Below are 25,825 nucleotides of genomic sequence, written 5' to 3'. Positions count from 1 at the left end.
CTTTTGCACCTCATTCATTCGGTTTCTCGCCTCCTGGTTGGTTTGTTTGTTTTGGTCTATTATTTTTTTACCAGGAGGCTTTTTTATTGGCAACACCTACCTTACATCATTACAGGAATGCTCTCATTGCTTTTCACCCCGCCCGGTTGTTTTTTCCCGCAGTTCCACCTGCACCAGCGTCACTGTTCCTCCATCCCGGCGGGCCACCAGCAGGGTTTTGCCGTCGGGGCTGAAGTGCATGCTTTGATAATTGTTCAACTGGTCCAGGAGGAGCGTCCTTGGTTCCCGCACCCCTTCCATTTCCAGCTGCCGCAGCCAGTTCAATTCGGTTCCCCCCGGTGTGGTATCCGGGGCCAGGAGCAGCCGGTCGGTGGACAGGGTCTGGTTTTCTTTCTGTTTGGGGAGCCTTTTCCCTAGGAGTTCCGGGTTAATGGTCCTGATTTCCTCCTGGCGCTGGCGCACCGTGAACAGAGGTGAGCCGTCCCGGCTGTAGGTCAGCACCCGTTCGGTGGTTTTCGCCCGGATAAAGGCCAGGTACCCCCGGGGACTCCAGGCAGGCTGCCGCCCTCCGGTCAGCCGGCGGGCATCGCCGCCGCCGGGAGTAACCAACCACAGTTCCGGTTCACCGGCAGGACCGGCCCGTTCCACCGCCAGCCGGGACCCGTCCGGAGACCAGGCCGGATTCCTGCCGGGGCCCAGGGATACCGGCTCCTTACCCCCGGTCAAGAGGAAGATCTCTTCTTTCCCGCCGGGTTCCTCCATGGAATAGGCCAGGGTTTTGCCGTCGGGCGACCAGGCCAGGCCGGCCGGGTTTTTCCCCTTATCCACCTTTAAAAGTACGGCGGCACCGGCCAGGGCCCTTTCCACCTGCGGGACGGCCTCCGGCGCCAGGGGAACCGCCGGCATGGCCGCCCTAATAATCTCCGCCTCCCCGGTTTCATACCGCCGCACCAGCGCCAGCTGATCGCCGGAGGGGGTGAGGGCGGGCCAGGCATAGGACTGGCCCCCGGGGGGCTTTACTATGCCGGTCTGGTTGCCGTACTGGTCCAGCAGTAACAGGGCACCGCCCCTCACGGCCAGAAAGCCCCGCCCCCGGGGTGCGCAGGCAAATTCCAGGGGGCTGTCCTCCAGCCAGAATCGGCTGATTTCACTGGTTGTTCCTGCCTCCAGGGTTTTGGGTGCCAGGGTGGACCACCACAGCCAGTACCCGGCTGCCAGGAGCAGTACCGCCGGGAACAGCCAGAAATATTTCGGCCACCGGCCCTTTCCGGCGGGTTGGGCCGAAGATGGTGGCGTCCCTTCCCCGGTGGAGATGACCCCGGGCTGCGGTGCTCCCTCCGAGGTGGAGGCGGCTCCAGGCCGTTGTGTCCCGCCGGCCCCTTCCGTCGGCTGCATCTGAAGCAGCCGCGCCCGCAACTCTTCCCGCAGCCGCGTGTTCACCGGCACGGTTTGGCGCACCCTGCGCATGTGGATTAAAAGTTCGCCCAGGGAGCTTTCATCCGGGATCAGGTCCGTTTCCTCCCGGCCCGTTCCTTTATGGCGCCGGTGGTCCAGCGGGGTAACCTTGTCCGGATTATTGCCGTTATGCGTTCTATTGCCGCCCAATCCCCTCTACCTCCTCCCTGTCTTTTGCATAATTGGCCCGCAGCGCCTTCAGCGCCCGGTGATGAATCATCCGCACCGCCGCGGTGCTTTTCCCCAGCACCTGGGCAATCTGGCTGAACTTTAGCTCCCCGGCGTACCTTAAGGAAACCACGTCCCTTTGTTCCGGTGACAACCGCCGCAGCATGTCTTTGAGCTACCGCACCTCTTCGGAACGCAAAAGCTCCTCCTCGGGACCGGACGGCGCCGCCTCCAGATAAGACATTTCCTCTTCCGTAAATACCCTTTCCCGGCGCCCCCGCAGGTAGTCCACATAGGCGTTGTGGGCGATGCGAAAGAGCCAAACCGCAACGGGAGCATCGCCCCGGTATTTAGGAAAATTTTCCATAGCCTTCAAAAAGACCGCCGCGGTAAGGTCGTCGGCGTCCCAGGGATTATCCATGCGGTAGCGTAAATAGCGATTTACGGCGTCAAAGTACCGGTCGTATAACTCCGCGAAGGAAGCCCGGGTGCCCCGTCCATTTTCATCTCTTTTGTGCAATAGATAAGCACTCCCCCGGGATTTTCCGCGCAACCCCAGCCCGTTCCGGACCGGAGAAAGAGGGTTGGCGGATGTTCCCTCTACTTTCTTTATCCAGGTGCCTGCGGCACACATTCCCCATCGCCTTTCCCTAACTAGTAGACGAACAAACCATGGAAAAAGTAACAGCAAAGGGAATGGTAGACAAAAAAATGTGTGGTAAAATAAGGGATATTCTGTAAGGGTTCCCTGCGTGCAAGCGAAAAATTCTCGTGGCCCGGAAAAAGTTAACATCCAACTCTCTCAATAAGGTCCCAAAATTTCCGCAAATCTTTTTAATTCAGCTTTTTATTTTTCAACGAAGATGGTAATTGATAATAATACCTATATGCGTCTATATCCGGGAATGTACTGTGTGTAGTTACCCTCGGGCGCCAACCTCTCCTGAAGCAGAGTTCCGGCAGCTTCTTGAACCCCTACTCATAGCTGTTCTCTTACTTATAGACGAAAGGAACCACTACTTGGTTCCCTCCGCTAAAATCTTCTCCGTTTCCGTTACCCCGTAAGATGGGGAGTCATTTCCCGACCAGATATTTTCCAAGTCGTGGAAGATGTTATGAGCGGTTACCAGCGGCTTACGATTTATTATCGATGATTTTCTTACTTCAGAAATTTCCTTCTTTAGCCGGTTAAGGGAAATAGTCTTACTTTCATCTTCCGGCTGCGCCGGCAGGTACTTACCGTTATCAAGGGGGTTAATCATGCTCCCGCAGGCATGTATAAATCCAGGGCTCACCGCCGGTTATGGCCAGGAGTTGCACCACCTGCAAAACTTTCCTTCCCCGGCAAAAATTACGCTGCCCAAACTTATACTTTCTTAATATTTCTCCACCACTTTTATGTTTTAATATAAGGGGGAGGGACAAACCCTGCTACATTTCTCAGGAGGTGCTTTGATGTTTCGTCGTCACAAGTTAAGATACTTGCCCTTCATCTTCGTCCTGGCCGCACTGGTGGTTTTTCCCCTGGTGGCCCGGGCCATGAACTACCCGGTGCAGCCCGGCGATACCCTGTGGTTGATTGCCCGGCGTTTTGGTACCAGCGTAGATGCTCTAAAAAGCAGTAATAATTTAAGCAGCGATATTATTTATCCAGGCCAGAACCTTTATATCCCCGATGGGGCTGTAGCAAATACCACCGACTACACCCCCCTGAAGAAGCAAATTGAGGACTACCTGGCCGGCCAGCCGGGAACTTACGGCGTCTACTTTAAAGACCTCATTTCCGGCCAGTCCTTCGGCATCAATGCCGACTCCCCCCTGCCTGCAGCCAGCACGGTAAAGCTGCCGGCCGTCCTGTTTATCAATCACCTGGTCGCCCAGGGCAACCTGGACTGGCAGCAAAAGCTGACCTATAACAGCGCCACCGACTACCAGGGCGGCAGCGGCATCCTGCAGTTCAGTGTCAAAGATGGGGACAAGCTTACCTTAAGAACCTTAACCACCCTGGCCATTACTACCAGCGACAATATTGCCTACAATATGCTGCGCAATTTTGTCGGCAAGGGCAGTATTGCGAGTTTTATGCGGAGCCTGGGTGGCCAAACGGTCTTTCCTGACGGCCAAAACTTGAGCACAGCCCGGGATATGGCTATCTATGTCCAGGCGGCCCTGGACTTTGCTAAAGTCAACCCCGACGGCCGCCGGCTCCTGGACGACATGGCCAATGGTATTTACAATGAAGGCATACCCTTAAAGATACCTGACGGCGTTACTGTGGCCCACAAGGAAGGATTCATCTGGGGCAGCCCGGCTGATGCCGGCGTCGTCTTTGGCTCCCGACCCTTTATCGTCACCGTCCTCTCCCAGGGAGTCGAAGATCCTGACAAGGGCTTTGCCAATATAGCAACCATCACGAGAATGATGTATGACTACCAGGAAAACCTGGCCCGGAATTAGTAAAGGGTAATGATAAAAAGCCCCCGGCCGGCGCTTTAACGCGCAACCGGGGGCTTTAATGCAAGCGCGGGTCTAGGAGCCTGTTGACCAATCCCCACTTTTCAAGGGTTTAAGCGCAGGTGGAGCTTGACACCGCCTTTAGTCTTGTGAAACCCGGCCTAGCGGTACTTGGTCAGGTAAATATATACTTCCATATTGAACGCGTGACTAGAAATTTTTAGGCAATGCTAGTGAGAAGGATACAAAAAATATACATCGAAAATATTAATTTAGTACACAATGAAAAAAATTTGTGCGCTTACCGGTTAATTGTTCCCGTTGTAAACTCACAATAAGGATCTTGCTGTAATCACCCTGCCTCGCGTCGCCCGGCGATTTCCGGGCGGGTTGAAGGAAAGAGGAATGTAAGTCCTGTAAAAAAATTTATACTGGCCGAAAAATGACGCAATCCGTAAATCATTGCCGGTCGGGAGGAGGGCGGTTACAATGCTGGTGCTAAGTTTGAGCGAAAGAGTGGAAGATCTCCAAATAAAAAAGAAGATGGAAAAGGAGCTTCTCCAGAGACTGTTAAACTCTTTTTCTTATGCCACGAAGATGTTTTCCGCCATAACAGATTTAGAAGGAAATTGCCTTCTCTCCTCCGAGCAGGGTGATTGCGAGTTCTGCCAGCTGGTTAAATCGAGCCCCAGTGGAATGGCGCGTTGCCGGAGCTCTTATGCCTGGGCCGGGGAACAGGCCCTCAAATGGAAAGAGCCCTATATTTTCAAGTGCCATGCCGGCCTTATCTCTTGGGTCTGTCCTTTTTTCCACAGAGGTAAACATATCGGGAATTTTATCTGCGGCCAGGTGATGATGTGGCAGCCCGCCGAATTCTGTCATCACTGGATCAGGGAACTAGCGGGTGAGATAGGGCAGGACCCCGACGTTTTATTGCATTCCTTAGACAGGGTTAAGTCGGTGACGTCGGTAGAGATACAGGCCGCGGCCGATCTGGTGTTTATCATTACCAGTTACGTAGCCAAGAGCGAGGGGGAGATCTTTGACTTCCAGCAAAAATTGCGAAGGGTCGGTTCCTGGATATGGGCGGAAAACAAGAAACAGAAGGATGCCGGGAGCCGGATCGCTGGGGGCAACACGGAGCAGGATCTGAACAAGCTAGGGAACGAGATCTTTATCGAGATCAGGCGAGCCAATATCGAGAAGGCAAAAAAGCTGCTAGAGCAGCTCGTCCTGCAGATTTTTATCCAGAGCAAGGGGCAGCTGGAAGTTATCAAGGGACGCAGCCTGGAGCTCCTGAGCTTCCTCATCCGCACGTCGACCGAATACGGGGTAAAGTTCGGGGAAGTAATCCACTTGAGCGATCTGAAACTGAAGGAGATAGATGAAGCCGACACCGTGGAGAAGGCCGTCCTCTGGCTTCTGGCAGTGGGAAACGCCTTCATCGAGTTGATATCGGAAAAGAACTCTAGCGAGGGAGAGGACATCATCAACAGAGTTGTCGATTATATCCAAAAAAACTATAGTTCCGAGAGCCTCTCTGTTAAAGAAATCGCTAGAGCCAGCTACATTAGCCCGGCGTATCTGGGGCAACTATTTAAAAAGAAGATGGGCTATTCCCTCAAAGAGCACATTAACAAGGTGAGGATTGAGCAGGCGAAGCTCCTGCTCAGGCAAACCGAACAGACCATCGAGTCGGTTGCCGTACAGACAGGGTTTAAAGAGCGCAGTTATTTCTGCAAGGTTTTCAAAAAAATCACCGGCTTGAGCCCCAACGAGTACAGGAGAAAGAATTTCTTTCCATTGGCCTGAATCCAAAAACTGCCCGTGCGAACACCGCACGGGCAGCTCGTTCTTCCCCTTTCAATAGGCACAATCCCTTTCCCGCTCATTGCACCGGCTCACCAGGGATTGGGCAATACTGATGGCCTCACGGGCCGAGCTGCCGTAGGCGTCCGCCCCGATGGACTCCGCAAACTCCCTCGTCACAGGTCCTCCCCCCACCATCACCCTGACGCTCTTGCGCAGATGGTGCTTCTCCAGGGCTTTGATTACCCTGGCCATTTCTCCCATGGTTGTGGTCAATAATGCCGACATTGCCAGGATTTCCGGGCGGTACTGCTCCACCGACCTGACAAATTCCGCCGGCGAGACATTCACACCCAGGTCGATAACCTCAAACCCGGCGTAACCCAGGGATAGAGCCACCAGGTTTTTCCCGATGTCGTGAATATCCCCTTCCACAGTGCCGATGACAATTTTCTTTCGCTTATGCAGGCCTTTTTTAATATAAGGTTTCAAGGCGAACAGACCGGCCTCAATGGCGTGGGAGGCGTTGATGACATCGGGGATATAAAAATCTGCCCCCTGGTATTTATCCAGGGTCTGGACGGTTGCCGGTATCATAGCCTCCTCCAGAATCTCGTCGGCGCTCATTCCCATCTGTAGACCCGAGCTAATTGATTTCAATACGCCGTTAGCATCCCCCCTCAGGATGGCAGAAATGATATCCTGGAATATTTGGGTACGGCCGCTCAAGGTATCACCGGCTTTCCTGTTTGTTCCTTCGTTTATAAATTATACACGACAATTCACTATAAATTAGCCACAACTTATTGCCTTTTTTTCATGATCTTAATATTGTCGTAAAGTATAATTCAAGCGGGGTCCCAGGAAATGGTTCTGAGGGATCTAAAACCATCGAAAAGGATGTGATAGGCGGAGTTGAGTTATAATCTTAAGTTTAACACAATTCTATCGTTAAAGGAAGCCGGATTAATTCATACCGGGTTGGGAGGTAACAGCCGATGCTCATTGTGGGAGAATTGATCAACACCAGTCGCAAACCGATTAAAGAGGCAATTGAAAGAGAGGATGCCGCTTACATTCGCGACATCGCGGTGAAGCAGGCGCAGGCCGGGGCGGATTACATCGATATCAACTGCGGCACTATGGTTCACAATGAACCGGAGATCATGGCCTGGCTGGTCAACACCGTGAGGGAAGCAGTGGACGTTCCCCTGTGTATCGACAGCCCCGATCCTCAGGTACTGGAAACGGGATTGAAGCTGGCGACCAGGGGCCGGCCTATGTTAAACTCCATCACCGCGGAACCGGATCGGTTTGAGGCAGTTTTGCCCATCATTAAAAGCTTCAAAGCCAAGGTGGTGGCCCTGTGCATGGATAACGACGGGATACCCTCCACTGCGGAGAAGCGAATCGAGATCGTTAAGAAGCTGGTAGAAGACCTGACAGCAGCCGGTGTTGAGAAGGACGACATCTATATCGACCCGCTGGTTAAGCCGCTCAGCACCAACGACCAGGCGGGGTTGGAAGTGATCGAAGCCGTTGGCTTTATCAGGCAGGCTTACCCCGATGTGCACATTATCTGCGGTCTCAGCAACGTCAGTTTCGGTCTGCCCAACAGGCGGGTCCTGAACCAGGTCTTCATGGTGCAACTGATGACCGCCGGTATGGACTCCTACATCCTGGATCCGCTGGACAGGGAGATGATGGGCTTCTTCCACGCCTCCAGGGCACTGCTGGGGAAGGACCCTTTCTGCACCGGTTACCTGAAGGCCCACCGCAGCGGGTTGTACAGGCGTGACTGATAGCGGCCGTTTCCGGTATCCAGGCAATAATACCGGCCGTATCCTCTTCCCATTACGTCTCAATTAAATCATTAAAAAAAGGAGGATTTGCCGCGATGGCTAGCTTTGAAGAACTGTCACAGGCGGTATTCGAGGGCGATGAAGCACAAGTGGTGGAATTAACTAAGAGCTTGTTGAGCGGCGGAGCTGATCCCCTGGAGGTGATCAACAGGGGCCTGATCGCCGGCATGGAAAGGGTCGGTGTCCTGTTCAAGAACAACGAGATGTTCGTACCGGAGGTCTTGATGTCGGCCAGGGCCATGAACGCCGGGGTGGAGGTGATCAAGCAGAGCCAGCGAGCCTTCGACATGCCGTCCATCGGGAAAATTGTGCTGGGAACTGTCAAGGGGGACCTGCACGACATCGGTAAAAACCTGGTGGGTATGATGTTGGAGAGCGCTGGTTTCACGGTTTACAACCTGGGGGTGGACATCGACCCGGATAAATTCGTGGAGGCGGTAAAGAAATACCAGCCAGACATCGTGGCCATGTCCGCCCTGCTGACCACCACCATGATGAATATGAAATCAACCATCGATGCCCTGGTCGCCGCCGGGTTGAGGGAGCGGGTGAAGGTAATCGTCGGCGGGGCGCCCATCAGCCAGGATTTTGCGAACGAAATCGGGGCGGACGGGTATGCCCCCGACGCCGCTTCGGCCACCGAACTTTGCAGGCGGCTGCTTGAGTAAGACGGCCGGCCGGGTTGACCTGTCGACGCAGGAAGCCCGGGCGGCAACCCGGGGCAAAGACGGATGAACCTCACGGAACCCTGGATTAATTATTATGGAGGGAGCCATAATGGATTACAAGCCTGTTAAAACCTTCAGTGAACTGGCGGTCAAATCCCTTGATGATTTCGTCTACGGGATTGCCCCCCATCCCGTGAAAGCAAAAAACGGCATGGTGATCGGCGCAGGGACGGTTTACCCCGAGATCAACATGACCCTCCCGCCGATGAATATTGAGGAAAGCACCATGCCCGAAGTCAGAAGGCAGTATGCGGAGATGATTGAGGGGATTTTAAAGCGGGCAAAGGACCTGTACGCGCCAGGCCTCATCGTGGAACTTGAACTGCTCCCGGAGACTACCATGAAACCCGAGTGGGGCATCGAAATTAACAAGATCCTGCGGGACAAGATGCACGAGTACGAGGATAAGTACGGGCTAAAAAGCCTCCTGAGGTGTACCCCCAACGACACCAGGGAGATTCTGAGGCCGCCGCTGATGAAGCGGGGCGAACTCCTGGAAAACATGTTAATCACCTTTGAGAAATGCGCCGAGGAGGGGGCTGATATCCTGTCCATCGAGTCCACGGGCGGTAAGGAGGTCCACGATGAAGCGCTTGTCACCTGCAACATCAGGAAGGCCATCTTTGCCCTGGGTGTCCTGGGGGTCAGGGACATGCGGTTCCTCTGGTCCAATATAGTCAGGATCGCCGAACGGACCGGCGCTATAGCCGGTGGAGATACGGCATGCGGGTTTGCCAACACCGCCCTCGCCCTGGCCGAACAGGGAATGATCCCCAGGGTGTTTGCGGCAGTGGACAGGGTGGCCACCATCCCCAGGAGCCTGGTGGCATTCGAAATGGGTGCCATAGGGCCTGATAAGGATTGCGGCTATGAGGGGCCATACATGAAAGCCATCGCCGGGATCCCCATTTCCATGGAAGGCAAAACGGCGGCATGCGCCCATTTAAGTGCCATCGGCAACATCGCCGCCTGTGTGTGCGACATGTGGAGCAACGAATCCGTTCAGAACGTCAAGCTGCTGAGCGCTCCGGCACCCGTGGTATCCACGGAACAGCTCATCTACGACTGCCGGCTGATGAACGAAGCGGCGGCGGACGGGCGCAGCTTTGCCCTGAAGATGCGGGACTGGCTGGCAGCCTCCGATTCCAGGCTGGATCCCCAGGCCTACGTCCTAAGGCCGGACATAGTACTGGAGATCAGCCAGGAGCTGGTTAAGGAAAAGGATGCTTTCGTTGCCACCAAAAAGGCGGCCGCCCTGGCAGTGGAGGTCATCAAGCGTGGCCTGGCCCGGGGCGAAGTTCAGGTGTCCCCCAGAGAGAAGAAGTGGCTGGACATCATCAGCACCCAAATCGACACAATACCCGACGACGGGGAAAAGTTCTGGTACGAAATACAAAAAGAACTCGATCTTAAAAAATGGCGGCCGGAAGAATACGATCTAGAAGTAACCCATGCCTGAGGAGCTCCCGCCTGGACACAGGAGCGGGAATCTCAGGAAATTTATGGAAGGAAGGCGCTCCTAAACATGAAGGACCTTAAAGCGCGGCAACGCCCGCCTCCCGGCTTTGGCGCTTATCCGGATCATTGTACTGGCGCAGCGTCGTGAACCCGCATGCTCTGCGCGGCCGTAGTTGAACAGCATCATACTGGCTCTCATATCTCGCATTCCCCTCCTAAATGTTCCGCGCCACCTCGTAGGCGTCCCAGATGGCCCCCATAATGTTTCGGGGTTCCCGGGAGTCGCCAATGAGGTACAGGCCAGGCATCTTGCCCATAAGGGCGCGGTAAAGTCCCTGCTCGGGCGTAAACCCTGCCGCTACGACTACAGTATCGGCAGGGAGGGTTGTTCTATGGAAGGACCTGTCAATCAGGATAACGCCCGCGTCAGTAACCTCCAGCAGGCCGGTACCGGTTCGCCATTCCACCCCTTGATAGCGGAGCATCTCTATGAGCATGATCCGGTTCATATAGGGCACGGGGATGCCGGCCCGCATCAGGTCCTCCAGGATCTCAATTATCGTCACCTCCTTGCCCTGCCGGGCTAGCCAGAGGGCGGTTTCGCACCCGGCCAGCCCGCCGCCGATGATCACCACCTTATCGCCGGCCTGCTTTTTACCCAAAAGAATATCAGTTGCCGTGCTTACCTTCCCTTTGTCGATGCCGGGCACGTCGGGCATGGCCGGTTTGGAACCGGTGGCCACAACAACGGCGTCGGGGTTTTTCTCCAGGACCAGTTCCGGGGTAACTTCCCGGTTCAGGTTGATCTCGACCTGCAGTTCCCGCAGTTCGGTTTTATACCACTCCAACAGGCGCGCGTCGTCTTTTTTGAATTCCGGCACGGCGGCAGCGATGACATGGCCGCCCAGTTGATCACTCTTTTCGTAAAGGGCCACCTGGTGTCCCCTCTGGGCGGCCACCCGGGCCGCCTCCATGCCGGCCACGCCGCCACCGATAATCATTACCTTCCTAGCCGGACTGACCCGCTCAATGCCATACTCTTTTTCCCGGCCGCAGGCAGGGTTCACGGCGCAGGACAGTGGCCGGCCCAGGAAGCCCCGCCCCAGGCAGCCGTCATGGCAGCCAATGCAGGGCCGGATCCTGTCAACACGTCCCGTCATCACTTTGCTGGCCCATTCAGCATCGGTTAACAGCCCCCGGCCGATGCCGATCATGTCTGCCTTGCCTTCAACCAGAGCCTGCTCGGCCAGTTCCGGTACTTCCATCCGGCCGGCGACGATCACCGGGACCTTAACCGCTTCTTTTAGCTTTTGGGTTAAAGGCAGGTAACAGCCGTGCTCTTGATAGAGGGGCGGGTGGGCCCAGTACCAGGCATCATAGGAACCGGCGTCGGCGTCAAAGCCGTCGTAACCGGCTGCTTCCAGGATCCTGGCGGCCGCCAGCGCTTCTTCCACGTCGCGGCCTTTTTCGGCAAACACTTCCCCGGGCAGTCCTCCCTGGCGCCAGTCCTTGATAAAATTCTTGATGCTGAACCTGAGGAGGACGGGGAACTCTTTCCCCACCCTCTTTTTAATCTCCTGCACTATTTCGATGGGGAAAGTGAGCCTGCCCCGCAAGTCGCCGCCGTATTTATCCGTCCGGCGGTTGAACAGGGCGATGGTGAACTGGTCGAGGAGATAGCCCTCATGCATGGCATGGATTTCCAGGCCGTCGAACCCGGCCTCTACGGCTATCTCGGCAGCCTCGCCAGCCCTTTTGACCAGGGTTTCTACTTCCCTGGTCGCCAGTTCCCGGCAGGTTATGTCCGGATCCCAGAAATTAGGAATGGCCGAGGGGGCCACGGGCTCGCCCGCCAGCATGACCGGCGAAGCCACCCGGCCGAAGCCCATGGTCAACTGTAGGAATATCCTGGTGTTGTAGGCATGGACCCTTTCCGTAAGCTCCCCTGCCGTGGCGATAAAGTGAAAGGGGTTCACGGATATGTTGGGGACCAGGCCGGGTTTAAAGGGCTCAATTTCGTTTTCAACCTTGGTCACACTGGTAATGATTAACCCGGTGCCCCCCCTGGCCCGTTCAATATAATAATCTATGGCTCGCTCTGAAAAGCAGCCGTCCTGGGTCACCAGGCCCAGGACACCCATGGGGGCCATGGCAATTTTATTCTTTACTTCTACCTTGCCTATCTTGATGGGTTCAAAAAGTCTGGTATAGGCTGCCACAATAATTAACCTCCTGCTTTTATCCAGTTAGTCTTAGTACTCACGATAATTATTGTGCACCAATACCAGCCATTTATTAGCCCTTTCTTTTTTATTCGCCCGGCTCCTTGTCCCACCGCAAGCCACGGTAACTGGGGTGACGCAGGCGGCCGTCCGGCGTCTGTTCCAGGTACTCCACGGTACAGACCAGGCGCGGTTCCACCCAGCGGGGCCGGGTCAGGCCCGGCACGGGTTCTCCGAAGGGCGGCGGCACCGCCTTGAGTTTTTTTAACTCCGCCAGCAACCTCTGTTCTTCCTCCCGGTCAAAGCCGGTGCCCACCTTACCCCGGTAGGCCAGGCGCCCCTGCCGGTAGGTGCCCAGGATGAGGGCACCTAAACGTCGCCCGCCGGTCCCGGGCTCGTACCCCATAATAATAAATTCCCCCTGGCGGATATGCCGGATTTTGCGCCAGTGGGAGGAACGCCGGCCGGGAAGGTAGGGGCTGTCTTTGGCCTTGGCCATGACTCCCTCCAGGCCCTGCCTGGCGCAGGCCGCAAAGAAGGTGGTGCCGTGGGTCTCAATAAAGGTGGAGATAACCAGGTTGTCCCCCGGCTGCACGGCTTCCTGGAGCAACCCCTTGCGCCAATGCAGGGGTTGGGGCATGATGTTTTCGCCCCGGCAGTAGAGGAGATCGAAGGCGACAAAAACGGCCGGGTTTTGCCGAGCGGCCTGCCGGTTTTTCACGGGATCGGTAATCCTCCCCCTGGCCTGGAGGCGGCTGAAGGAGGGCCGACCTTCCTCTCCTGGGACGACAATCTCCCCGTCCAGGACCGCCGGCTGCATCCCGACCCGGTGGTGCAGGCCGGCCAGTTCGGGAAAGGCCGGGGTGATGTCCAGGAGATTCCTGGACTGGAGGACGGTTTTCCGGTCGAGGTAAGCCAGGCAGCGGTAGCCGTCCCATTTCACCTCATAAATAAAGTCGGGGGAATCAAAGGGACGGCCGGCCACGGCCAGCATGGGCTTGATTTGAAATACCGGAAGCCGGCCGCCATTCTCCCCCGTCATGATGTCTTGCGCCGCCGGCGGGGTTTCTTTGCTTCTTCATCCCCGGCACCGGCGGCCTTTTCCTTTTTGGCCAGCTCAATGCTGGCCTTCAGGGCTTCCATCAGGTCGACCACCTTACCTGCTGCGGGCCGCGCCGGTACCGCCACCTCTTCACCGGCGACTTTAGCTTCGATAATCTCCAGGAGGGCCTGCCGGTACGCGTCGGTATATTTCTCCGGATCAAACCGGGCCGCCAGGTTGTTAATCAGGGTGACGGCCATTTTGACCTCATTTTCATGGAGCTTGACCTCAAAGTTTAATTCCGGCAGCTGTTCTGCCGTCCTGACCTCCCGGGGATAAAACATGGTGTGCATTACCAGGGTCCTGCCGGAAACCCTTACCGCCGCCAGGGACCCCCTGGTCCTTAAACTTACCCTGGCTATGGCGATTTTTCCCGTAGCCTCCATGGCCTGCCGCAGCAGGGCATAGGCTTTCTGCCCCATCTCGCCTGGCACCAGGTAATAAGCCCTGTCAAAATAAATGGGGTCAATCTCCTCCAAGTCGACAAAGTCGAGGATGTTAATGCTCCGGGTTGTATCCTGGGGAATTCCTTCCAGGTCTTCCTCCTGCAAAATTACATACTTCCCCTTTTCGTATTCGTAGCCCCGGACAATCTCCTCCGGGGGAACCTCTACCTGGCAGTAGGGGCAGTATTTGCGGTACTGGATGGGTGTCCTGCACCTGGCGTGGAGGTAGTTGAACTTGAGATCGCTGCTTTCGGTAGCTTTGTATAGTTTTACCGGCACATTGACCAGGCCAAAGCTGATGGCGCCTTTCCAGAGGGGGCGCACGGCTCTCACCTCGAGGTTGTCCAGCGGTAACCCGGGCCGCTCCCGGCACCAGCATCCCTGGCGCCCCGGGCTTTGTCTGTAGTATCTCCCCCCGGCAGGCAGGCAATACGCCGGTGTGAGCCAGTTCCATGGCTGCCGGCACCGTGCTTAAAATAAAATCCGGCCCCCGGGCCGGTATTAGAAGATATTTTCTATTTCTACGGCAAAGCCACCTATCACCCGCGACCTAATCGTACCCTGCTGCTCGGCTTCCTGATCGAGGACAGCTTTTCCTTCCTGCCGGCAAAAAACCTGCACTGATTTATGTTGGGGATCGACAATCCAATATTCCCTGACGCCTTTCTTTTCATAGACCTTGTACTTGCTGCGCAGGTCGTAATAACCCGTACTGGGGGAGAGTATCTCCGCCACCAGGTCCGGGGCGCCGTTGATACGTTTTTCTTCTATGGGAGACAGGTCACAGGGCCGTACGCGAATCCTCTGAAGGATAAGCCGTTTTAGTTTTAGTAACCTTTCTCAGTTGTCGGTGATAGCCCTCAACGGTAAAGGCCTTGACCCAGGTAAATGGATTGGACGTAATAGTTCTATAAATATCCTCACCTGTAATTCCGGATGACAAGTTCCGTTATCGGTCCTCGCCTTTCCGGCCTGCAGTTAATAGCCCGCGTGGCGTAGACTACCTGGATATCATATCCCGAGTACAGCTCCCGTATAAAGGGCGTGTCGGAATTGCTTAACATTACCAGGCAGCCCCTTTTATCCAGCTCTCGAAACACTTCTGCCAGGCGCTTCTGGTCATCAATCCCGAAAGCATCCGATGTGTAGCCGGTAAAGTTGGCCGTATCCGATACTGGGTAATAAGGTGGGTCCAGGTACACAAGGGCATCCCCGCGGGCAAAGTCCAGTGCCCGGCTAAAGTCAGCGCCGATCACCCGGGCATGACTTAAAGCCCCTCTGACCAGGCGGAGGTTAGTTTCGTCAACTATTTTAGGATTTTTATATCTCCCGAAAGGCACGTTATGCTTGCCCCGCCTGTTCACCCGCCACAGGCCGTTATAACCGTTTTTATTAAGATACAAAAACCGGGAGGCCCGCTCTACCGGGGAAAGATGCTCCGGGTCTAAAGCCCGGATGTAGTAATAATACTTAGGGGTGTTTTTATGCTTTTTAAGGTCGTTCAGGAGTTCATCTAAATTATCACGTACTACCAGGTAAAAGTTTATCAGCTCGTCGTTGTTGTCGAGAAGTATAGCCTTAGGAGGCAGTAAATGAAAAAAACAGCCCCGCCCCCAACGAAAGGCTCTATATAAAGACCATATTTCTTTTTGGGAAATAATGGCTCAAATTGTGGTATGAGCCGGGCTTTGCCCCCAGCCCATTTTACAGGAGGCTTAGGTTTCAATTCTAACATCAGCTGTTGCCTCCAGGGTTAGCCTCTAGCAAAATATTCGCTCCCCGGAGTCAAATTCCTTCCTGAACAGTCCCGGTAGCGGTGACGGGTAAAGCTTGCCCAGCACTGGGTTTAATTCCGGGTGGCCATGGAGCTCATTTAAACTTAACCTCCGTCAGCACCAGGCGGCCGTAACCGTCCACATAGTAGGTCAACTCCATCTCTGCGCCGGTTTCCGGATCCTTCTCCTTTAACTCCGGCTTGACTTCTTTGGTTACCCAGAATGGAGTAGGTTGCCCCTCTACCATTGCTTCGAACATGTTATTATCGATCCAGCCCTTGAAAACAGCGCTGACAGTCTTACGGGGCGCTTCCAGCTTTGCTATCCTTTTAATTTCCCATATCCCGCCGGCAAAGGAGCAGTCAAAGCTAACCCTGTCACCGATGACCAGTTTTGATATAATACCGCTCGCTTTTATTTCCCTGGATAATGCAAATGTGACAGGGTTAATGTTGCTGGGGAACGATATGCCCTCGTCGATAATAATTACAGCTGCTTCCTCTTCTGTTTGCCCGCCATATACGCCGATGATGTTTGTTTGCAGGTTATCCCCTTCTCTGGTGTCGGGCTTCGATTCATTAGGCCTAGCCGATACCTCATTATTGTTTGTCGGCGGAGCTGTCTCCCCCATACCACAGGCGACCAGCAACATGGACAAAACAACCGTCAGCAGCAATACTAATCCTTTCCTCATTGAGATACCTCCCTGCAAATCCCGGCTTCCTATTAATGATAGACGCTGACGCAGCCGTTTTGTTCCGCCGGGGTTATTACTACCTGACCCCAGGATCAGGCTTCTTTGGCACGGTAATCACTGCTTTTCAACGGTACCCTCTAATTGTCAGGAACATAGATTATGATAGCAACTATCAATAATAACCTGCGCAGATAATAAAATAATAAGGAAAGGGGAACAAAAATGACGGCTGCCCCGCAACATAAATCCCATGATAAAACATCGTTTATTATTCCGGCGACCAAAGAAGACCTGTTATTGTTGGCCAGGTTAATTCAGGCCGAAGCGGAGGCAGAACCGCTGGAAGGTATGATTGCCGTCGGCGCCGTCGTGGTTAATCGTGTGCGCCACCCCGACTTTACTGACACAATCTACGCGGTGATTATGGAACCCGGCCAGTTTGAATCGGTGGGCAATAACAGGCTGGCCAGTGTGAAGGCTCCCAATGAGGACTCCGTTAAAGCTGCGACAAAAGCCCTGGAAGGTGTTGATCTGACTAATGGCGCCCTCTTTTTCTATAACCCGCAGCTCACGGATAACCAGTGGATAAGAAGCAAAAAGGTCAAAATGGTTTCCGGCAATCACCTCTTTGTCGTTTAGCAACCCTCACCTTTAAGGGTGCCGTAGTACTTGCCGAAGGGGGCCAGAAGCAGGGCTTCGTTGCGGCAACTACCGCGCTTGATATCTAGAAGGTTCCAGAAAAATTAATACTGTGTGTGGTGCCTCGCCAACCGAGGCTGCAGTGACCCCTCATCTGCCTGCGGGGTTTTAAATCTGCAATCCTTGTTTGACCTTGCCTTTTTCTTTCAAGGCAGGCCAGCCAAAGATGCGCGCCAGCTGGCTGTATATCCACTTGGATTCCTTTGTCAGCAAGGGCCCTAGAATGGCCAGGAGCAACACATATAAGGCTGCGAAGGGTTGTAGCACCGGCAGTAACCCGCCGGTCTTCGCCAGATTGGCGAGAATGATGGAGAATTCCCCGCGGGGGGTAATGGTAAGCCCGATATTGGTACACCCCCGGTACGAATAACCGGCCATCCGCCCGGCAAGAATACCGGCAAGAAAATTACCTGTTAATGTTGCCGCAACGGCAACCAGGACCGGCCCGACGGCGCCTCCCAGGGTTAAAGGGTCGATGCTCAAACCGAAGCTGAAAAAAAACAGGGCCCCGAAAAAATCACGGAACGGCACGACAATATGCTCGATGCGGTCGAGATGGTCTGTCTCGGCCAAAATTAAACCCACCAGCAGGGCGCCAATAGCTTCCGCCACATGGATAGTCTCGGAAAAACCGGCTACCAGGGTGAGGAAAGCAAAGACCATGAGCATAAAAACTTCATCGGAAGGAACGTTAAACAGCCTGTTAATTAACGGTGCCAGTTTGCGGCCGGCGAGGATTAAGCCGAGCATAAATCCCAGGGCAAGGGAGGTAGATTTCAACACGCTCGCCGGTGAGGCCGAACCTGTAAGGACCAGACCGGAAATGATGGATAGATACACTGCTACGAATACGTCCTGGAATAACATAAGCCCCAGGATCATCTCGGTTTCCGGCCGTGCCGTTCGCTTTAGGTCAACCAGAACCTTGGCAACGATGGCGCTTGAGGAAATAGAAATAAGCCCGGCTACCACCAGGGTTTCCCGCAACGGCCAACCCCAGATTACGGGAAGAACCACACCCAGGGTAAAATTTATGGCCATGTAGATGGACCCGCCCACCAGTATAGAACGGCCTGCCTTTAATAATCTCCCGACGGAAAACTCCAGACCGAGGCTGAAAAGGAGAAAGAGTATCCCTACCCGTCCCATAAAATCTATTAAAGGCGCGCTTTTAATAAAGCGAAAATCCAGGATGCCGATTACCGGCGCATGGGGGCCTACAACCATACCGGCAAGGATCAAGAGCGGTACAATAGAAACGCGGAACCTGGCGGCAAGGATTCCGGCAAAAGCTACGATAGCTAATGCCAGCCCGATTTCAAGGAGCACCTGTTCGGGCATAACTATATGCCCCCGTGCAAAATCAGCTCTTTACACGCCTTTACCTGCTTCCTGTCCCCTAAAACTACAATGGTTGCTCCCGGGGTGATGATTTTTTCTGGTCCCGGGTTAAGGACTTTTTCGTCTTTTTTAATTATAGCTATAATGGCAGCGCCAGTTTTCTTGCGGATTTCTAAATCCCCGATAGTTTTCCCTATTGATTGGGCATCCTTCTCCACTTTATACCATTCAAATACCATGTCATCCAGGGCCATTTCAACCGTTTCCAGTGCTTTTGGCACGTAGGCCATACCGCCGAGAATACCTGCCACACGGCGTGCTTCCGCGTCATCCAGAGTGACCATGGAGATGCTTTCCTCCGGGTCATTATTATCAAAATGATAAATCTCCCGCCGGCCATCATCGTGTACGACAATAACTATCTTATCCCCGCTGCGGGTTTCAATTTGGAATTTTTTCCCGATACCGGGGAGCTCGGTTTCTTTTATCAACATTTAACTTCCCCCTTGCCTATAATTCACAGCGGCTTTTTTTCATTTTAACATAAACCTTCCGGTTGCCAAAGCTATGCATCCCCTGCTGCTTTATATGGCCAGTTCTAACAGGGGTGTTAAATCATTGGGGCGCTCCAGGAGTTCCCGGTACAAGTCGCCCCATTCTTCCAGGCGGCGCCTGATGGTATGGATATTGAAATCTCCGGGATTAATCTTTTTCCCCGCCACTTCTTCCCAGGTCAAGGGGGCGGAAACCGGGGCCCCGGGTAAAGGCCGCAGGCTGTAGGGAAAGGCCATGGACCGCCCCCGTACATTTTGCAGGTAATCCAGGTAGACTTTACCCTCACGCTTCTGGATAAGGTGTTCGGTGGTAGCCTTTTGCGGGTAAACTTCAACAATCAGTTGCGCCAGGTACCCCATGGCGGCCGTGATTTCCCGGAAGGTCCAGCGGGGATAAAGGGGAATGAAAATATGCAGGCCGCTGGCGCCTGAAGTTTTGGGGTAGCCAGTGAGGTAGAACTCCTTTAAAGCCTGGTTGACCAGGAGGGCGATTTCCAGCACATCAGCCAAGGTTGCCCCTGCCGCAGGATCGAGATCCATGACAGCGATATCCGGGTATTCCAGGCGGCCAGCGCGGGAGAGCCAGGCATGGACCTCGATGCACCCCTGGTTGGCCAGCCAGGCCAGGGTTGCTTCGTTATTGCAGAGAATGTAATTGATGGTTTTATCGCTATCGGCGTGGTAGACGGGCAGGGTCGCCACCCACTCCGGGGCATAGGCAGGGCACTCTTTCTGGTAAAAGGCCTCCCCAGTAATGCCGTCCGGGTAGCGCTTCAGGACCAGGGGGCGGTCCCGCAGGTAAGGCAGGATGACAGGGGCCATGTCAACATAATATTCGATGAGGTCAAGCTTGGTCAGCCCCTCCGGCCAGAAGACTTTGCCCAGGTTGGTCAACTGGAGCTGTTGCTTCGGCAATTGGGGCCGTATGTATGGCTGGCCCTGACCCATTTCTATCCGCAACCCCTTGTTATTTTTGCCTTGCCACTAGTATCTCCCACCCCGGTTAAGGCCCATACGCCGGGCCGCAAGGAAGTAGCCCTGCGGCGTTCCACCGGCCCACGCCCCCAGGGCGACCAGGATCTTCCTGCCCGCGGCATAACTCAGGGCGGTGAGGCCCAGCCGATGAGTTTTCGCTGGGAACCATTCCCCCCTCCTGACGTCTATATATTATGGAAGCAAAAAAGGCAGAGAGGGGTAATGGCGGTGCCAGGCTCTACTATGCATTACGCTAAAGAACCCTTCAAATCTCTGGTCCTACTGGCCTTATTCTTCCTGCTGGCAGGGCTCATCCCCGCCACCGCCCTGGCCGAGACGGAAGGGATAGCTATTTTTGTCGACGGCCAGGAGCTCAACCTGGAGGAGCCGGCTGTTATCCAGGACGGCTACCTCCTGGCCCCTGTAAGAAACCTGGCGGCGGCCCTCCAGGCCAGGGTGGCCTGGAGCGACGAGAGCAGGACGGTTTTAATCACCACGCCGGAAACCACCATCGTCTTGAAGGTTGGCAGCAAAGAAGCATTGAAAAATGGCGAGAAGCTCTCCCTCCCTGTGCCAGTGCAAATAATTAACGACCGCAGCATAGCGCCTTTGCGTTTCCTGGCGGGAGCCCTGGGCGCCGCGGTTGCCTGGGATGAACAGAACCTGACGGCCACCATCACCACCCCGCCGGCGCCGGTACCAGAACGGGCATACAGCGGGGCCTTCCCGGCACGGGTGGCCTTTACCGCCAACGGTATCCTCTATCTCCTGGACGGTAGCCGTGCTGGGGCCAAACCGGTACGGGTAACTAAAGAAGGCACCGTCGTGACGATCCTGGGCTGGTCCCCCGACGGCCAGTGGCTGGCCTACCTGCAACGGGAAAAGCAGGAAGAGTGGGCCGCCAAGCCTTACCTCTGGGTGGTTAAGGCCGACGGGAGTGGCGCCTTCCAGGTAGACCCGCGGCCGGTACTTGGGCAACCGGCATGGTCGCCTTGTGAAAATACCCTGGCCTACAGCACTGGCGGTCCCGGCGGCGGCTACGCCCCGGACATGAACTTGAAGCTAGCCACCATCAAAGACGGCCGGGTACAGGTAATAGCCTTGCTGCCGGACAGAAGCGAGCTAGTGCAGGACTTCGCCTGGGCTCCGGACGGCCAGAGCCTGGCCCTCTCCTTGCCGCGCAATGAAGATCAGCCCCTGCGTATCGACCGCCTGGCAACGTCGAAGGCCGTCACTTTGAACTGGAAACTGACCGGGACCGCCTGGTGCTGCTGCCAGAAGAAGGCTCCACTGGCGTAGCTAAGGATCTGGAGAAATACGCCGGCCGGACGGTGATGGTGATAGGAACCCTCACCAAGGAGCCCAATATCTATATGCAGGGACCCATCATGCGGGTGAACTCCGTCATGCCGGTACAATCCCCTACCCCGGCGAGTAACGGCGAGGAAAACCTTGCTGCCAGCATTGACTCTTTTACTATCGCTCAACCCGACCTGGTAATCAAGGGGAAAAACCTGGCCCGGGTGGAGATCTGGGCCGTACCCACCGGGACGGGGGTAACCGAGAAGGATTATACCCTCCTCGGCCAGGCCAGCAAGCAAGCTGAAACTGGCGGTCAACAGGTGTGGACTTTTCCCATCCCCCGGGTAACCATCCTTGCTACTGAGATCTTTGCCCGGGGCTATGATGAACAGGGCCGCGATGCCAGCAGGGTCTCCCTGCCTGTCGAAGGCGTCACCGCATTGAATAAAGCCCTGGGGACTGTGAGTAATTAACCATCTGGTTTTAGCTCCGGTCAACCGAAGCTAAAGCTTTTTAGTTAACCTGCCGGGCGGCGGCCTAGCCAGTCCGATTCGCTGATAATACTGATGTTTGGCTTCCTGGTCGGTTTGATCACCGGCACTGTCTCTTACTCCATGGGGATAATTTTCCCCGTAGTGGTGGCTGCTACCGGCGGTCAGATAGAAATGCCCCTGGTGGTATTTGTCTTTGTGGCCACATTTACCGGGGCCATGTTTATCCCCATGCACCTGTGCCTGACATTGACCGTCGACTTCTTTAAAGGCGGGGTGGCCAGTAAGACCACAAGCGCGCTTTCTCCCCCTTCTTTGTTGTTTTTCTAATCGCCATTTCCCTTGACAAACAAGCTGGCGAAAGTTATATTGTGGTTAATTAGATTCATTTCTAAATATACCGGAAGGGAAGGATGAAAGGCCATGGGGTTAAACGCCCTCTTCAAGGCCCTGGGTGATGAGACCCGCCGGGAAATCCTGCGCCGGCTGGCCCGGGGGGATATGTCTGCCGGGGAAATTGCCGCGGCCTTCGACCTCTCCTGGCCGACCATCTCCCACCACCTCAGTGTCCTGAAGGAAGCCGGGCTGGTGCAGGATGAGAAAAAGGGGCAGTACGTCATCTATTCCCTGAACACCACTGTTTTTCAGGATATTGCGGGATGGCTGTTCGACCTGCTGGGGACAATAACGGAGCGGCAGCCAGCCAAAAAAGGGGAGGTGCGTAAAGAAAATGGAAAATAGGTATCGCGTTACCGGAAAAATGTTAGCCCGCGACTGGCCCGCCCTGGTGGTCCTGGCAGCCATGCTTGTTGCCGGCATCCTGGTTTACCCCCGCCTGCCGGACCTGGTCCCGGCCCACTGGAACTTCCGGGGGGAAGTGGATAATTACTTCAACCGCTTCTGGGGCGCCTTCGCCTTGCCCCTGATGACCGGCGGCATTTACCTGCTCCTGCTTTTTGTTCCTTACCTGGATCCCAAGCGGGAAAACTATCCCCGTTTTGACCGGGCTTACCAGATAGTGCGCCTGGGAATGGTCTTCTTTATGGCAGTCATTTATGTCACCGTCCTGGCAGTCGCCCTGGGCGGCCCGGCCAACCTGGTCGGACGGATAGTACCCCTGGCGGTAGGGTTGCTCTTTATCCTGATCGGCAACTACCTGCCCCAGGCGCGTCTCAATTACTTCTTCGGCGTCCGCACGCCCTGGACCCTGGCCAGTGAGGAAGTCTGGCGGCGTACCCACCGCTTTTCCGGTTATGCCTTTATCTTGGCCGGGTTCATGTTCATCGTCGCGGCCTTCCTGCCGCCGCCGGCAAACTTCATCGTGGGCCTGGCCGGCCCGGCCATAGCCGTGATTGGTACCATTGTTTATTCTTATCTGGCATTCCGCCAGGTGTCACGGTAAAACCTGATTGCGGTAAGGCGTGGTTTTCGGTGCTGGCTCTGGTATCAGGAAGGGCTGGCCAGGGCCGGGTAAGCCAGGCACCTTCCTTCGTTACCAACGGATAAGTTAACACCCCTCCCGGGGGCAAAAATAAACACCCGTTCCATGGAACGGGCGTTTTGCTGCTGACCGGCCGGTCTCCCCCCTTTTAGCTACGCTGGCTGTCCCCCGGCAGGTCGCAGGTCAGCAGGGTCTCCGAGGCTTCATCAGCCATAACTACCAGGCCGCCCTCGGGGTCGGCGATCAGGCTGTTCCCCAGGCTCACCATACCGATGTGGCTGCCCACGGCGTTGGCCAGGAGGACGTAGCAGTGGTTCTCCACCGCCCTGGCGATGGGCAGGGCGCGGTTTTTGGGCAACTTCCAGCGGGCCTCGCCTGGTTGGTAGTAGTGGGCGGAAAGGATGAACAGGGCCCGGGCCCCTTCCGCCGCGATCTGCCGGGCCAGTTCGGGATAATTCTGGTCGCGGCAGATGATGACCCCGAATTTTGCCCCCTTATAGTTAAAGACGAGGTGCCCGGTGCCCGGGGTAAAATAGCGGGCCTCGGCGTCCGTCAGGTAGATCTTGCGGTAGGTATGGACGCTGCCGTCGGGCAGGAACACCGAAGCGGTATTGAACAATCGTTCGTCGGCGAACTCGGCCCGGCCGACAATCAAGCCCACACCCAGGTCGACCGCTCTCCTGGTAATCCTGACCAGGGCGCCTTCCAACTCCTCTTTAAACCCCGGCCGGCCCAGGGTAGCAGGGTTATATCCCGTCAGTCCCATTTCCGGGAAAGCCAGGAGCTCCACCCCCCGCCCGGCTGCTTCCGCGGCCAGGCGTAAGATTGCCGCCTCATTGACCGCCAGGCTGTCGGCGATAAACATCTGGGCCGCACCTAGTCGCAAAGTTATCGCCCCCGTGGTATATTTTTCCGTCCCTATCTTACTATACCCGGGGTCGGTGTGACAAGGCGCCTGCCAGCGGGCAACTCGTCAAGCCTTAAAAAAGTCTTCCTCCGCCAGGACCTTTTTTACCACTTCAGGCCGGGCTGGTATACTGCCTCTGGTCGTCTTAACGCTAGAAGATCCCCCGTCTCCTGTTCCCTTTTTCCTGATAAGGTATTGCTCCAGCGATTCTTCAATCGCTGGCGTCCCGGTAACCCGGACAACGACAGGGCTATCCTGGCGATACCTTTTCACCCACTTATCCCCGGACTTTTCCCGTTATCCGAGGGTAAAGGCTGTGCTATGCCTGGTGCGCTTGGAGTCAGCGGTACTTCCGGTGCCGCCAGGGCCTCGGCAGGCACCTGGATCTTTACGCCGCTGTTATACTGGTAATCCGTAACCTTCATGTTGATGGTCATGGTTTCCAGCGGCACGGTTTCTCCCTGGTATTTATTCGCAAAAGCGACCAGGCCGGTCATTTCCGAGGCATAAGTAAGATTGTCTTCCACTCCGACGGCTTCCACACCCCAGAAGGAAACGGACTTCAAGACGCCGCCGGCCTGGTTCAGGGCCTGCTCCATCTCCGGGGTCAACCCACCGGGCAGGGCCTGCATCAGGGCCTGCCAGTCGTCAATCCTGCCGTAGTAGGCGATACGATGAACCTTATGACCGTTCTCTATACCCTCGCCCAGGTACCGGAAGTGGAAACTGTCCTTTAGCCCCGGCGGTAACCCCGCGGCGTTCCTGCTCTGTTCTACCAGGGTTTGCAGATCCGGTAGGGCTTCTTTGGGTAGCTTCATCCACTGGGGTTTTTCCATACCGGGAATCTCTATCTTCTGGTACATAGTCCCGTCCACCAGGTACTGTTCCATGGTCATCTGCATCTTACCGCCCGCCGGCAGGTCTTCACCCGGTGTTTTCTCAGCCGGCAGGTTAAGGATCATGTCCATTTTCTGGTACAGGCTCAAGGGATAGCTGAACTCGCTCATGATATTGCCCTGAATGGAAACCGGGGGCATTTTCCCGACCGCTTCCGGCCGCGGGCGTGCGCTTATAGCCATGCTGCCGGCGAATTTCAGGTCTTTGACCTTAGCCTGGGCCTGCTGGGCGGCCTGGACAATCTTTTCCGCCTCCGGGTCGCTGCCAAAAACCCTGGCCAGGAAAGCAACGCCCTCATCCACGGTCAGGAGCGCGCCGGCGTCCTGGCCGGGCTGCAGCAGGCCGGCCCGTACCAGCCAGGCATAGGGGGTATAACCCCAGCTCTCCCGCCCCAGGGACCCCTTTACATCCGGCGCGGCGACGCCGTCAGGCAGCCCCAGGACCCGGGAGGCCATCACCGCCGCTTCCAGCAGGGTAACCGGCCGGTCGGTGTGCAGGCCGCCGTCGGGGTAGCCCCTGATGACGCCCTTTTCCTTCAAAGCCATTACTGCCGGGCTGTACCAGGCATCCCCCCGGGTGCCAGCAGAGTCGGCCGTCACCTGCATCCCCGCCGCCCGGGCCAGGAGGGCGGCAAACTCACCCCGGGTCAGGGTCTTCCCCGGCGCCGGGGTCTGGGGAAATACTTGGCGGAGCTGGTCGTCGGTCACCGTTCCGGCTAGGGCCGCCGGTGCCAGGGCCAGGATCAGGCCCACGGCTAGTATCAACGCCTGAAACCACTTTTTCATACTTTTCCCTTCTCCCCTTTCGCTGTTCTTCCCCCTGTACCTCTCTTATTGTTTAGTAATTCTCTACCCTGCCAGATTTCTCCTGCCGGCTGGGGAGATTTATAGCCAACGTCAAGGAAATGGCTGGTAACCTCCCTACAAAAGCCGGAGCTCCTCGAGGAACTGCGCCTCCATTCCAGCTGGAAAGTTTTGTACCGACGGTTGACCCGAGGGGCTTAATCGTTGCCCTAAATAAAGCTTGCAGGCGCAGGGAGCGA

At 55.7% G+C, this 25,825-nt stretch carries 27 protein-coding genes and 1 pseudogene; 11 read left to right on the top strand and 17 right to left on the bottom strand.

Annotated elements, in window-relative coordinates; all coding sequences use genetic code 11:
* Positions 1-123: 123 nt before the first annotated feature.
* The 4 genes from MOST_RS05360 to MOST_RS05350 form a co-directional block, all read right to left on the bottom strand.
* Positions 124-1,605 carry a TolB family protein gene (locus tag MOST_RS05360; protein ID WP_054937966.1) on the bottom strand — a complete coding sequence of 494 codons (1,482 nt, stop codon included), beginning with the start codon at positions 1,603-1,605 and terminating at the stop codon, positions 124-126.
* On the bottom strand, positions 1,592-1,789 hold the full coding sequence (locus MOST_RS17615) for an RNA polymerase sigma factor (protein ID WP_208974871.1): 198 nt from the start codon (positions 1,787-1,789) through the stop codon (positions 1,592-1,594). Before MOST_RS17615 ends, MOST_RS05360 begins: the two co-directional genes overlap by 14 nt.
* A 9-nt stretch (positions 1,790-1,798) precedes the next feature.
* Positions 1,799-2,143 (bottom strand): RNA polymerase sigma factor, encoded by a 345-nt coding sequence (locus MOST_RS17610; RefSeq protein ID WP_208974872.1) that lies wholly within the window; start codon positions 2,141-2,143, stop codon positions 1,799-1,801.
* A 496-nt stretch (positions 2,144-2,639) separates the two neighbouring features.
* On the bottom strand, positions 2,640-2,885 hold the full coding sequence (locus tag MOST_RS05350) for a hypothetical protein (protein ID WP_054937967.1): 246 nt from the start codon (positions 2,883-2,885) through the stop codon (positions 2,640-2,642).
* 193 nt (positions 2,886-3,078) lie between these two features.
* On the opposite strand from MOST_RS05350, the gene MOST_RS05345 reads away from it, so the two are divergent.
* Together MOST_RS05345 and MOST_RS05340 are read left to right on the top strand one after the other, a co-directional pair.
* Positions 3,079-4,080, top strand: a complete 1,002-nt coding sequence (locus MOST_RS05345) for a serine hydrolase (RefSeq protein ID WP_054937968.1) — start codon at positions 3,079-3,081, stop codon at positions 4,078-4,080.
* Between the two features lie 486 nt (positions 4,081-4,566).
* Complete coding sequence (locus tag MOST_RS05340) at positions 4,567-5,889, top strand: PocR ligand-binding domain-containing protein (protein ID WP_054937969.1); 1,323 nt, start codon at positions 4,567-4,569, stop codon at positions 5,887-5,889.
* Positions 5,890-5,940: 51 nt separating this feature from the next.
* Here the strand turns inward: MOST_RS05340 and MOST_RS05335 are convergent, their stop codons facing one another.
* Positions 5,941-6,615, bottom strand: a complete 675-nt coding sequence (locus MOST_RS05335; protein WP_054937970.1) for a cobalamin B12-binding domain-containing protein — start codon at positions 6,613-6,615, stop codon at positions 5,941-5,943.
* Between the two features lie 269 nt (positions 6,616-6,884).
* Between MOST_RS05335 and MOST_RS05330 the strand changes: the two genes are divergently transcribed.
* The 3 genes from MOST_RS05330 (at position 6,885) to MOST_RS05320 (ending at position 9,935) form a co-directional block, all read left to right on the top strand.
* Positions 6,885-7,688, top strand: a complete 804-nt coding sequence (locus MOST_RS05330) for a methyltetrahydrofolate cobalamin methyltransferase (protein WP_054937971.1) — start codon at positions 6,885-6,887, stop codon at positions 7,686-7,688.
* Between the two features lie 95 nt (positions 7,689-7,783).
* Positions 7,784-8,416, top strand: a complete 633-nt coding sequence (locus tag MOST_RS05325; RefSeq protein ID WP_054937972.1) for a cobalamin B12-binding domain-containing protein — start codon at positions 7,784-7,786, stop codon at positions 8,414-8,416.
* A 109-nt stretch (positions 8,417-8,525) separates the two neighbouring features.
* Complete coding sequence (locus MOST_RS05320) at positions 8,526-9,935, top strand: methyltransferase MtaB domain-containing protein (protein ID WP_054937973.1); 1,410 nt, start codon at positions 8,526-8,528, stop codon at positions 9,933-9,935.
* A 214-nt stretch (positions 9,936-10,149) separates the two neighbouring features.
* On the opposite strand, the gene MOST_RS05315 is transcribed toward MOST_RS05320, so the two are convergent.
* From MOST_RS05315 to MOST_RS05290, 6 genes and pseudogenes are all read right to left on the bottom strand, one after another.
* Complete coding sequence (locus MOST_RS05315; protein WP_054937974.1) at positions 10,150-12,156, bottom strand: oxidoreductase; 2,007 nt, start codon at positions 12,154-12,156, stop codon at positions 10,150-10,152.
* Between the two features lie 88 nt (positions 12,157-12,244).
* On the bottom strand, positions 12,245-13,198 hold the full coding sequence (gene ligD / locus MOST_RS05310; RefSeq protein ID WP_054937975.1) for a non-homologous end-joining DNA ligase: 954 nt from the start codon (positions 13,196-13,198) through the stop codon (positions 12,245-12,247).
* Complete coding sequence (gene ku, locus MOST_RS05305; protein ID WP_054937976.1) at positions 13,195-14,028, bottom strand: non-homologous end joining protein Ku; 834 nt, start codon at positions 14,026-14,028, stop codon at positions 13,195-13,197. The genes ligD (MOST_RS05310) and ku overlap by 4 nt, the downstream gene beginning before the upstream one ends.
* Positions 14,029-14,205: 177 nt before the next feature.
* Complete coding sequence (locus MOST_RS05300) at positions 14,206-14,460, bottom strand: Uma2 family endonuclease (protein ID WP_277995733.1); 255 nt, start codon at positions 14,458-14,460, stop codon at positions 14,206-14,208.
* Positions 14,461-14,624: 164 nt separating this feature from the next.
* Positions 14,625-15,439, bottom strand: a pseudogene (locus MOST_RS05295) (DNA adenine methylase).
* Between the two features lie 134 nt (positions 15,440-15,573).
* Positions 15,574-16,173 carry a hypothetical protein gene (locus tag MOST_RS05290; RefSeq protein WP_054937977.1) on the bottom strand — a complete coding sequence of 200 codons (600 nt, stop codon included), beginning with the start codon at positions 16,171-16,173 and terminating at the stop codon, positions 15,574-15,576.
* A 225-nt stretch (positions 16,174-16,398) separates the two neighbouring features.
* On the opposite strand from MOST_RS05290, the gene MOST_RS05285 reads away from it, so the two are divergent.
* Positions 16,399-16,815, top strand: coding sequence for a cell wall hydrolase (locus MOST_RS05285; protein WP_054937978.1), 417 nt, complete (start codon positions 16,399-16,401; stop codon positions 16,813-16,815).
* Positions 16,816-16,983: 168 nt separating this feature from the next.
* On the opposite strand, the gene MOST_RS05280 is transcribed toward MOST_RS05285, so the two are convergent.
* From MOST_RS05280 to ligD (MOST_RS05270), 3 genes are all read right to left on the bottom strand, one after another.
* Entirely contained in the window at positions 16,984-18,216 is a 1,233-nt protein-coding gene (locus MOST_RS05280; protein WP_054937979.1) for a cation:proton antiporter, read from the bottom strand.
* Between the two features lie 2 nt (positions 18,217-18,218).
* The gene (locus MOST_RS05275) at positions 18,219-18,710 is read right to left on the bottom strand and encodes a cation:proton antiporter regulatory subunit (protein WP_054937980.1); all 492 of its coding nucleotides are present in this window, start codon (positions 18,708-18,710) and stop codon (positions 18,219-18,221) included.
* A gap of 90 nt (positions 18,711-18,800) precedes the next feature.
* Positions 18,801-19,718 (bottom strand): non-homologous end-joining DNA ligase, encoded by a 918-nt coding sequence (gene ligD, locus MOST_RS05270; RefSeq protein ID WP_054937981.1) that lies wholly within the window; start codon positions 19,716-19,718, stop codon positions 18,801-18,803.
* On the opposite strand from ligD (MOST_RS05270), the gene MOST_RS17190 reads away from it, so the two are divergent.
* From MOST_RS17190 to MOST_RS05250, 5 genes are all read left to right on the top strand, one after another.
* The gene (locus MOST_RS17190) at positions 19,686-21,044 is read left to right on the top strand and encodes a copper amine oxidase N-terminal domain-containing protein (RefSeq protein ID WP_161952801.1); all 1,359 of its coding nucleotides are present in this window, start codon (positions 19,686-19,688) and stop codon (positions 21,042-21,044) included. The two genes, ligD (MOST_RS05270) and MOST_RS17190, sit on opposite strands and share 33 nt — an antisense overlap.
* Positions 21,011-21,520, top strand: a complete 510-nt coding sequence (locus MOST_RS17185; protein WP_054937983.1) for a hypothetical protein — start codon at positions 21,011-21,013, stop codon at positions 21,518-21,520. The genes MOST_RS17190 and MOST_RS17185 overlap by 34 nt, the downstream gene beginning before the upstream one ends.
* Positions 21,521-21,613: 93 nt before the next feature.
* Positions 21,614-21,868, top strand: coding sequence for a DUF401 family protein (locus tag MOST_RS05260; RefSeq protein ID WP_054937984.1), 255 nt, complete (start codon positions 21,614-21,616; stop codon positions 21,866-21,868).
* A gap of 93 nt (positions 21,869-21,961) precedes the next feature.
* Complete coding sequence (locus tag MOST_RS05255; RefSeq protein WP_054937985.1) at positions 21,962-22,279, top strand: autorepressor SdpR family transcription factor; 318 nt, start codon at positions 21,962-21,964, stop codon at positions 22,277-22,279.
* The gene (locus MOST_RS05250) at positions 22,269-22,940 is read left to right on the top strand and encodes an SdpI family protein (protein WP_054937986.1); all 672 of its coding nucleotides are present in this window, start codon (positions 22,269-22,271) and stop codon (positions 22,938-22,940) included. The genes MOST_RS05255 and MOST_RS05250 overlap by 11 nt, the downstream gene beginning before the upstream one ends.
* A gap of 187 nt (positions 22,941-23,127) precedes the next feature.
* Here MOST_RS05250 and MOST_RS05245 read toward each other — a convergent pair whose 3' ends face one another.
* From MOST_RS05245 to MOST_RS05235, 3 genes are all read right to left on the bottom strand, one after another.
* Complete coding sequence (locus MOST_RS05245) at positions 23,128-23,865, bottom strand: carbon-nitrogen hydrolase family protein (RefSeq protein ID WP_054937987.1); 738 nt, start codon at positions 23,863-23,865, stop codon at positions 23,128-23,130.
* A gap of 87 nt (positions 23,866-23,952) precedes the next feature.
* Positions 23,953-24,159 carry a hypothetical protein gene (locus MOST_RS05240; protein ID WP_054937988.1) on the bottom strand — a complete coding sequence of 69 codons (207 nt, stop codon included), beginning with the start codon at positions 24,157-24,159 and terminating at the stop codon, positions 23,953-23,955.
* Positions 24,156-25,568: an S-layer homology domain-containing protein gene (locus MOST_RS05235; RefSeq protein ID WP_054937989.1), complete on the bottom strand. Its 1,413-nt coding sequence runs from the start codon at positions 25,566-25,568 to the stop codon at positions 24,156-24,158. Before MOST_RS05235 ends, MOST_RS05240 begins: the two co-directional genes overlap by 4 nt.
* Positions 25,569-25,825 lie beyond the last annotated feature (257 nt).

Source organism: Neomoorella stamsii (assembly GCF_002995805.1).
GTDB lineage: Bacteria > Bacillota > DSM-521 > Neomoorellales > Neomoorellaceae > Neomoorella > Neomoorella stamsii.
This window is presented reverse-complemented; position numbering and strand designations above follow the sequence as displayed.

Bases quoted from the DNA above. Each gene is read 5' to 3' on its own strand.
- MOST_RS05330 (WP_054937971.1), top strand. From the start codon at position 6,885: ATGCTCATTGTGGGAGAATTGATCAACACCAGTCGCAAACCGATTAAA.
- ligD (WP_054937981.1), bottom strand. From the start codon at position 19,718: ATGGGTCAGGGCCAGCCATACATACGGCCCCAATTGCCGAAGCAACAG.
- MOST_RS05340 (WP_054937969.1), top strand. From the start codon at position 4,567: ATGCTGGTGCTAAGTTTGAGCGAAAGAGTGGAAGATCTCCAAATAAAA.
- MOST_RS05290 (WP_054937977.1), bottom strand. From the start codon at position 16,173: ATGAGGAAAGGATTAGTATTGCTGCTGACGGTTGTTTTGTCCATGTTG.
- ligD (WP_054937975.1), bottom strand. From the start codon at position 13,198: ATGACGGGGGAGAATGGCGGCCGGCTTCCGGTATTTCAAATCAAGCCC.
- MOST_RS05325 (WP_054937972.1), top strand. From the start codon at position 7,784: ATGGCTAGCTTTGAAGAACTGTCACAGGCGGTATTCGAGGGCGATGAA.
- MOST_RS05320 (WP_054937973.1), top strand. From the start codon at position 8,526: ATGGATTACAAGCCTGTTAAAACCTTCAGTGAACTGGCGGTCAAATCC.
- MOST_RS05235 (WP_054937989.1), bottom strand. From the start codon at position 25,568: ATGAAAAAGTGGTTTCAGGCGTTGATACTAGCCGTGGGCCTGATCCTG.
- MOST_RS05260 (WP_054937984.1), top strand. From the start codon at position 21,614: ATGTTTGGCTTCCTGGTCGGTTTGATCACCGGCACTGTCTCTTACTCC.
- MOST_RS05255 (WP_054937985.1), top strand. From the start codon at position 21,962: ATGGGGTTAAACGCCCTCTTCAAGGCCCTGGGTGATGAGACCCGCCGG.
- MOST_RS05350 (WP_054937967.1), bottom strand. From the start codon at position 2,885: ATGATTAACCCCCTTGATAACGGTAAGTACCTGCCGGCGCAGCCGGAA.
- MOST_RS05345 (WP_054937968.1), top strand. From the start codon at position 3,079: ATGTTTCGTCGTCACAAGTTAAGATACTTGCCCTTCATCTTCGTCCTG.
- MOST_RS17615 (WP_208974871.1), bottom strand. From the start codon at position 1,789: ATGCTGCGGCGGTTGTCACCGGAACAAAGGGACGTGGTTTCCTTAAGG.
- MOST_RS05275 (WP_054937980.1), bottom strand. From the start codon at position 18,710: ATGTTGATAAAAGAAACCGAGCTCCCCGGTATCGGGAAAAAATTCCAA.
- MOST_RS05280 (WP_054937979.1), bottom strand. From the start codon at position 18,216: ATGCCCGAACAGGTGCTCCTTGAAATCGGGCTGGCATTAGCTATCGTA.
- MOST_RS05250 (WP_054937986.1), top strand. From the start codon at position 22,269: ATGGAAAATAGGTATCGCGTTACCGGAAAAATGTTAGCCCGCGACTGG.
- MOST_RS05285 (WP_054937978.1), top strand. From the start codon at position 16,399: ATGACGGCTGCCCCGCAACATAAATCCCATGATAAAACATCGTTTATT.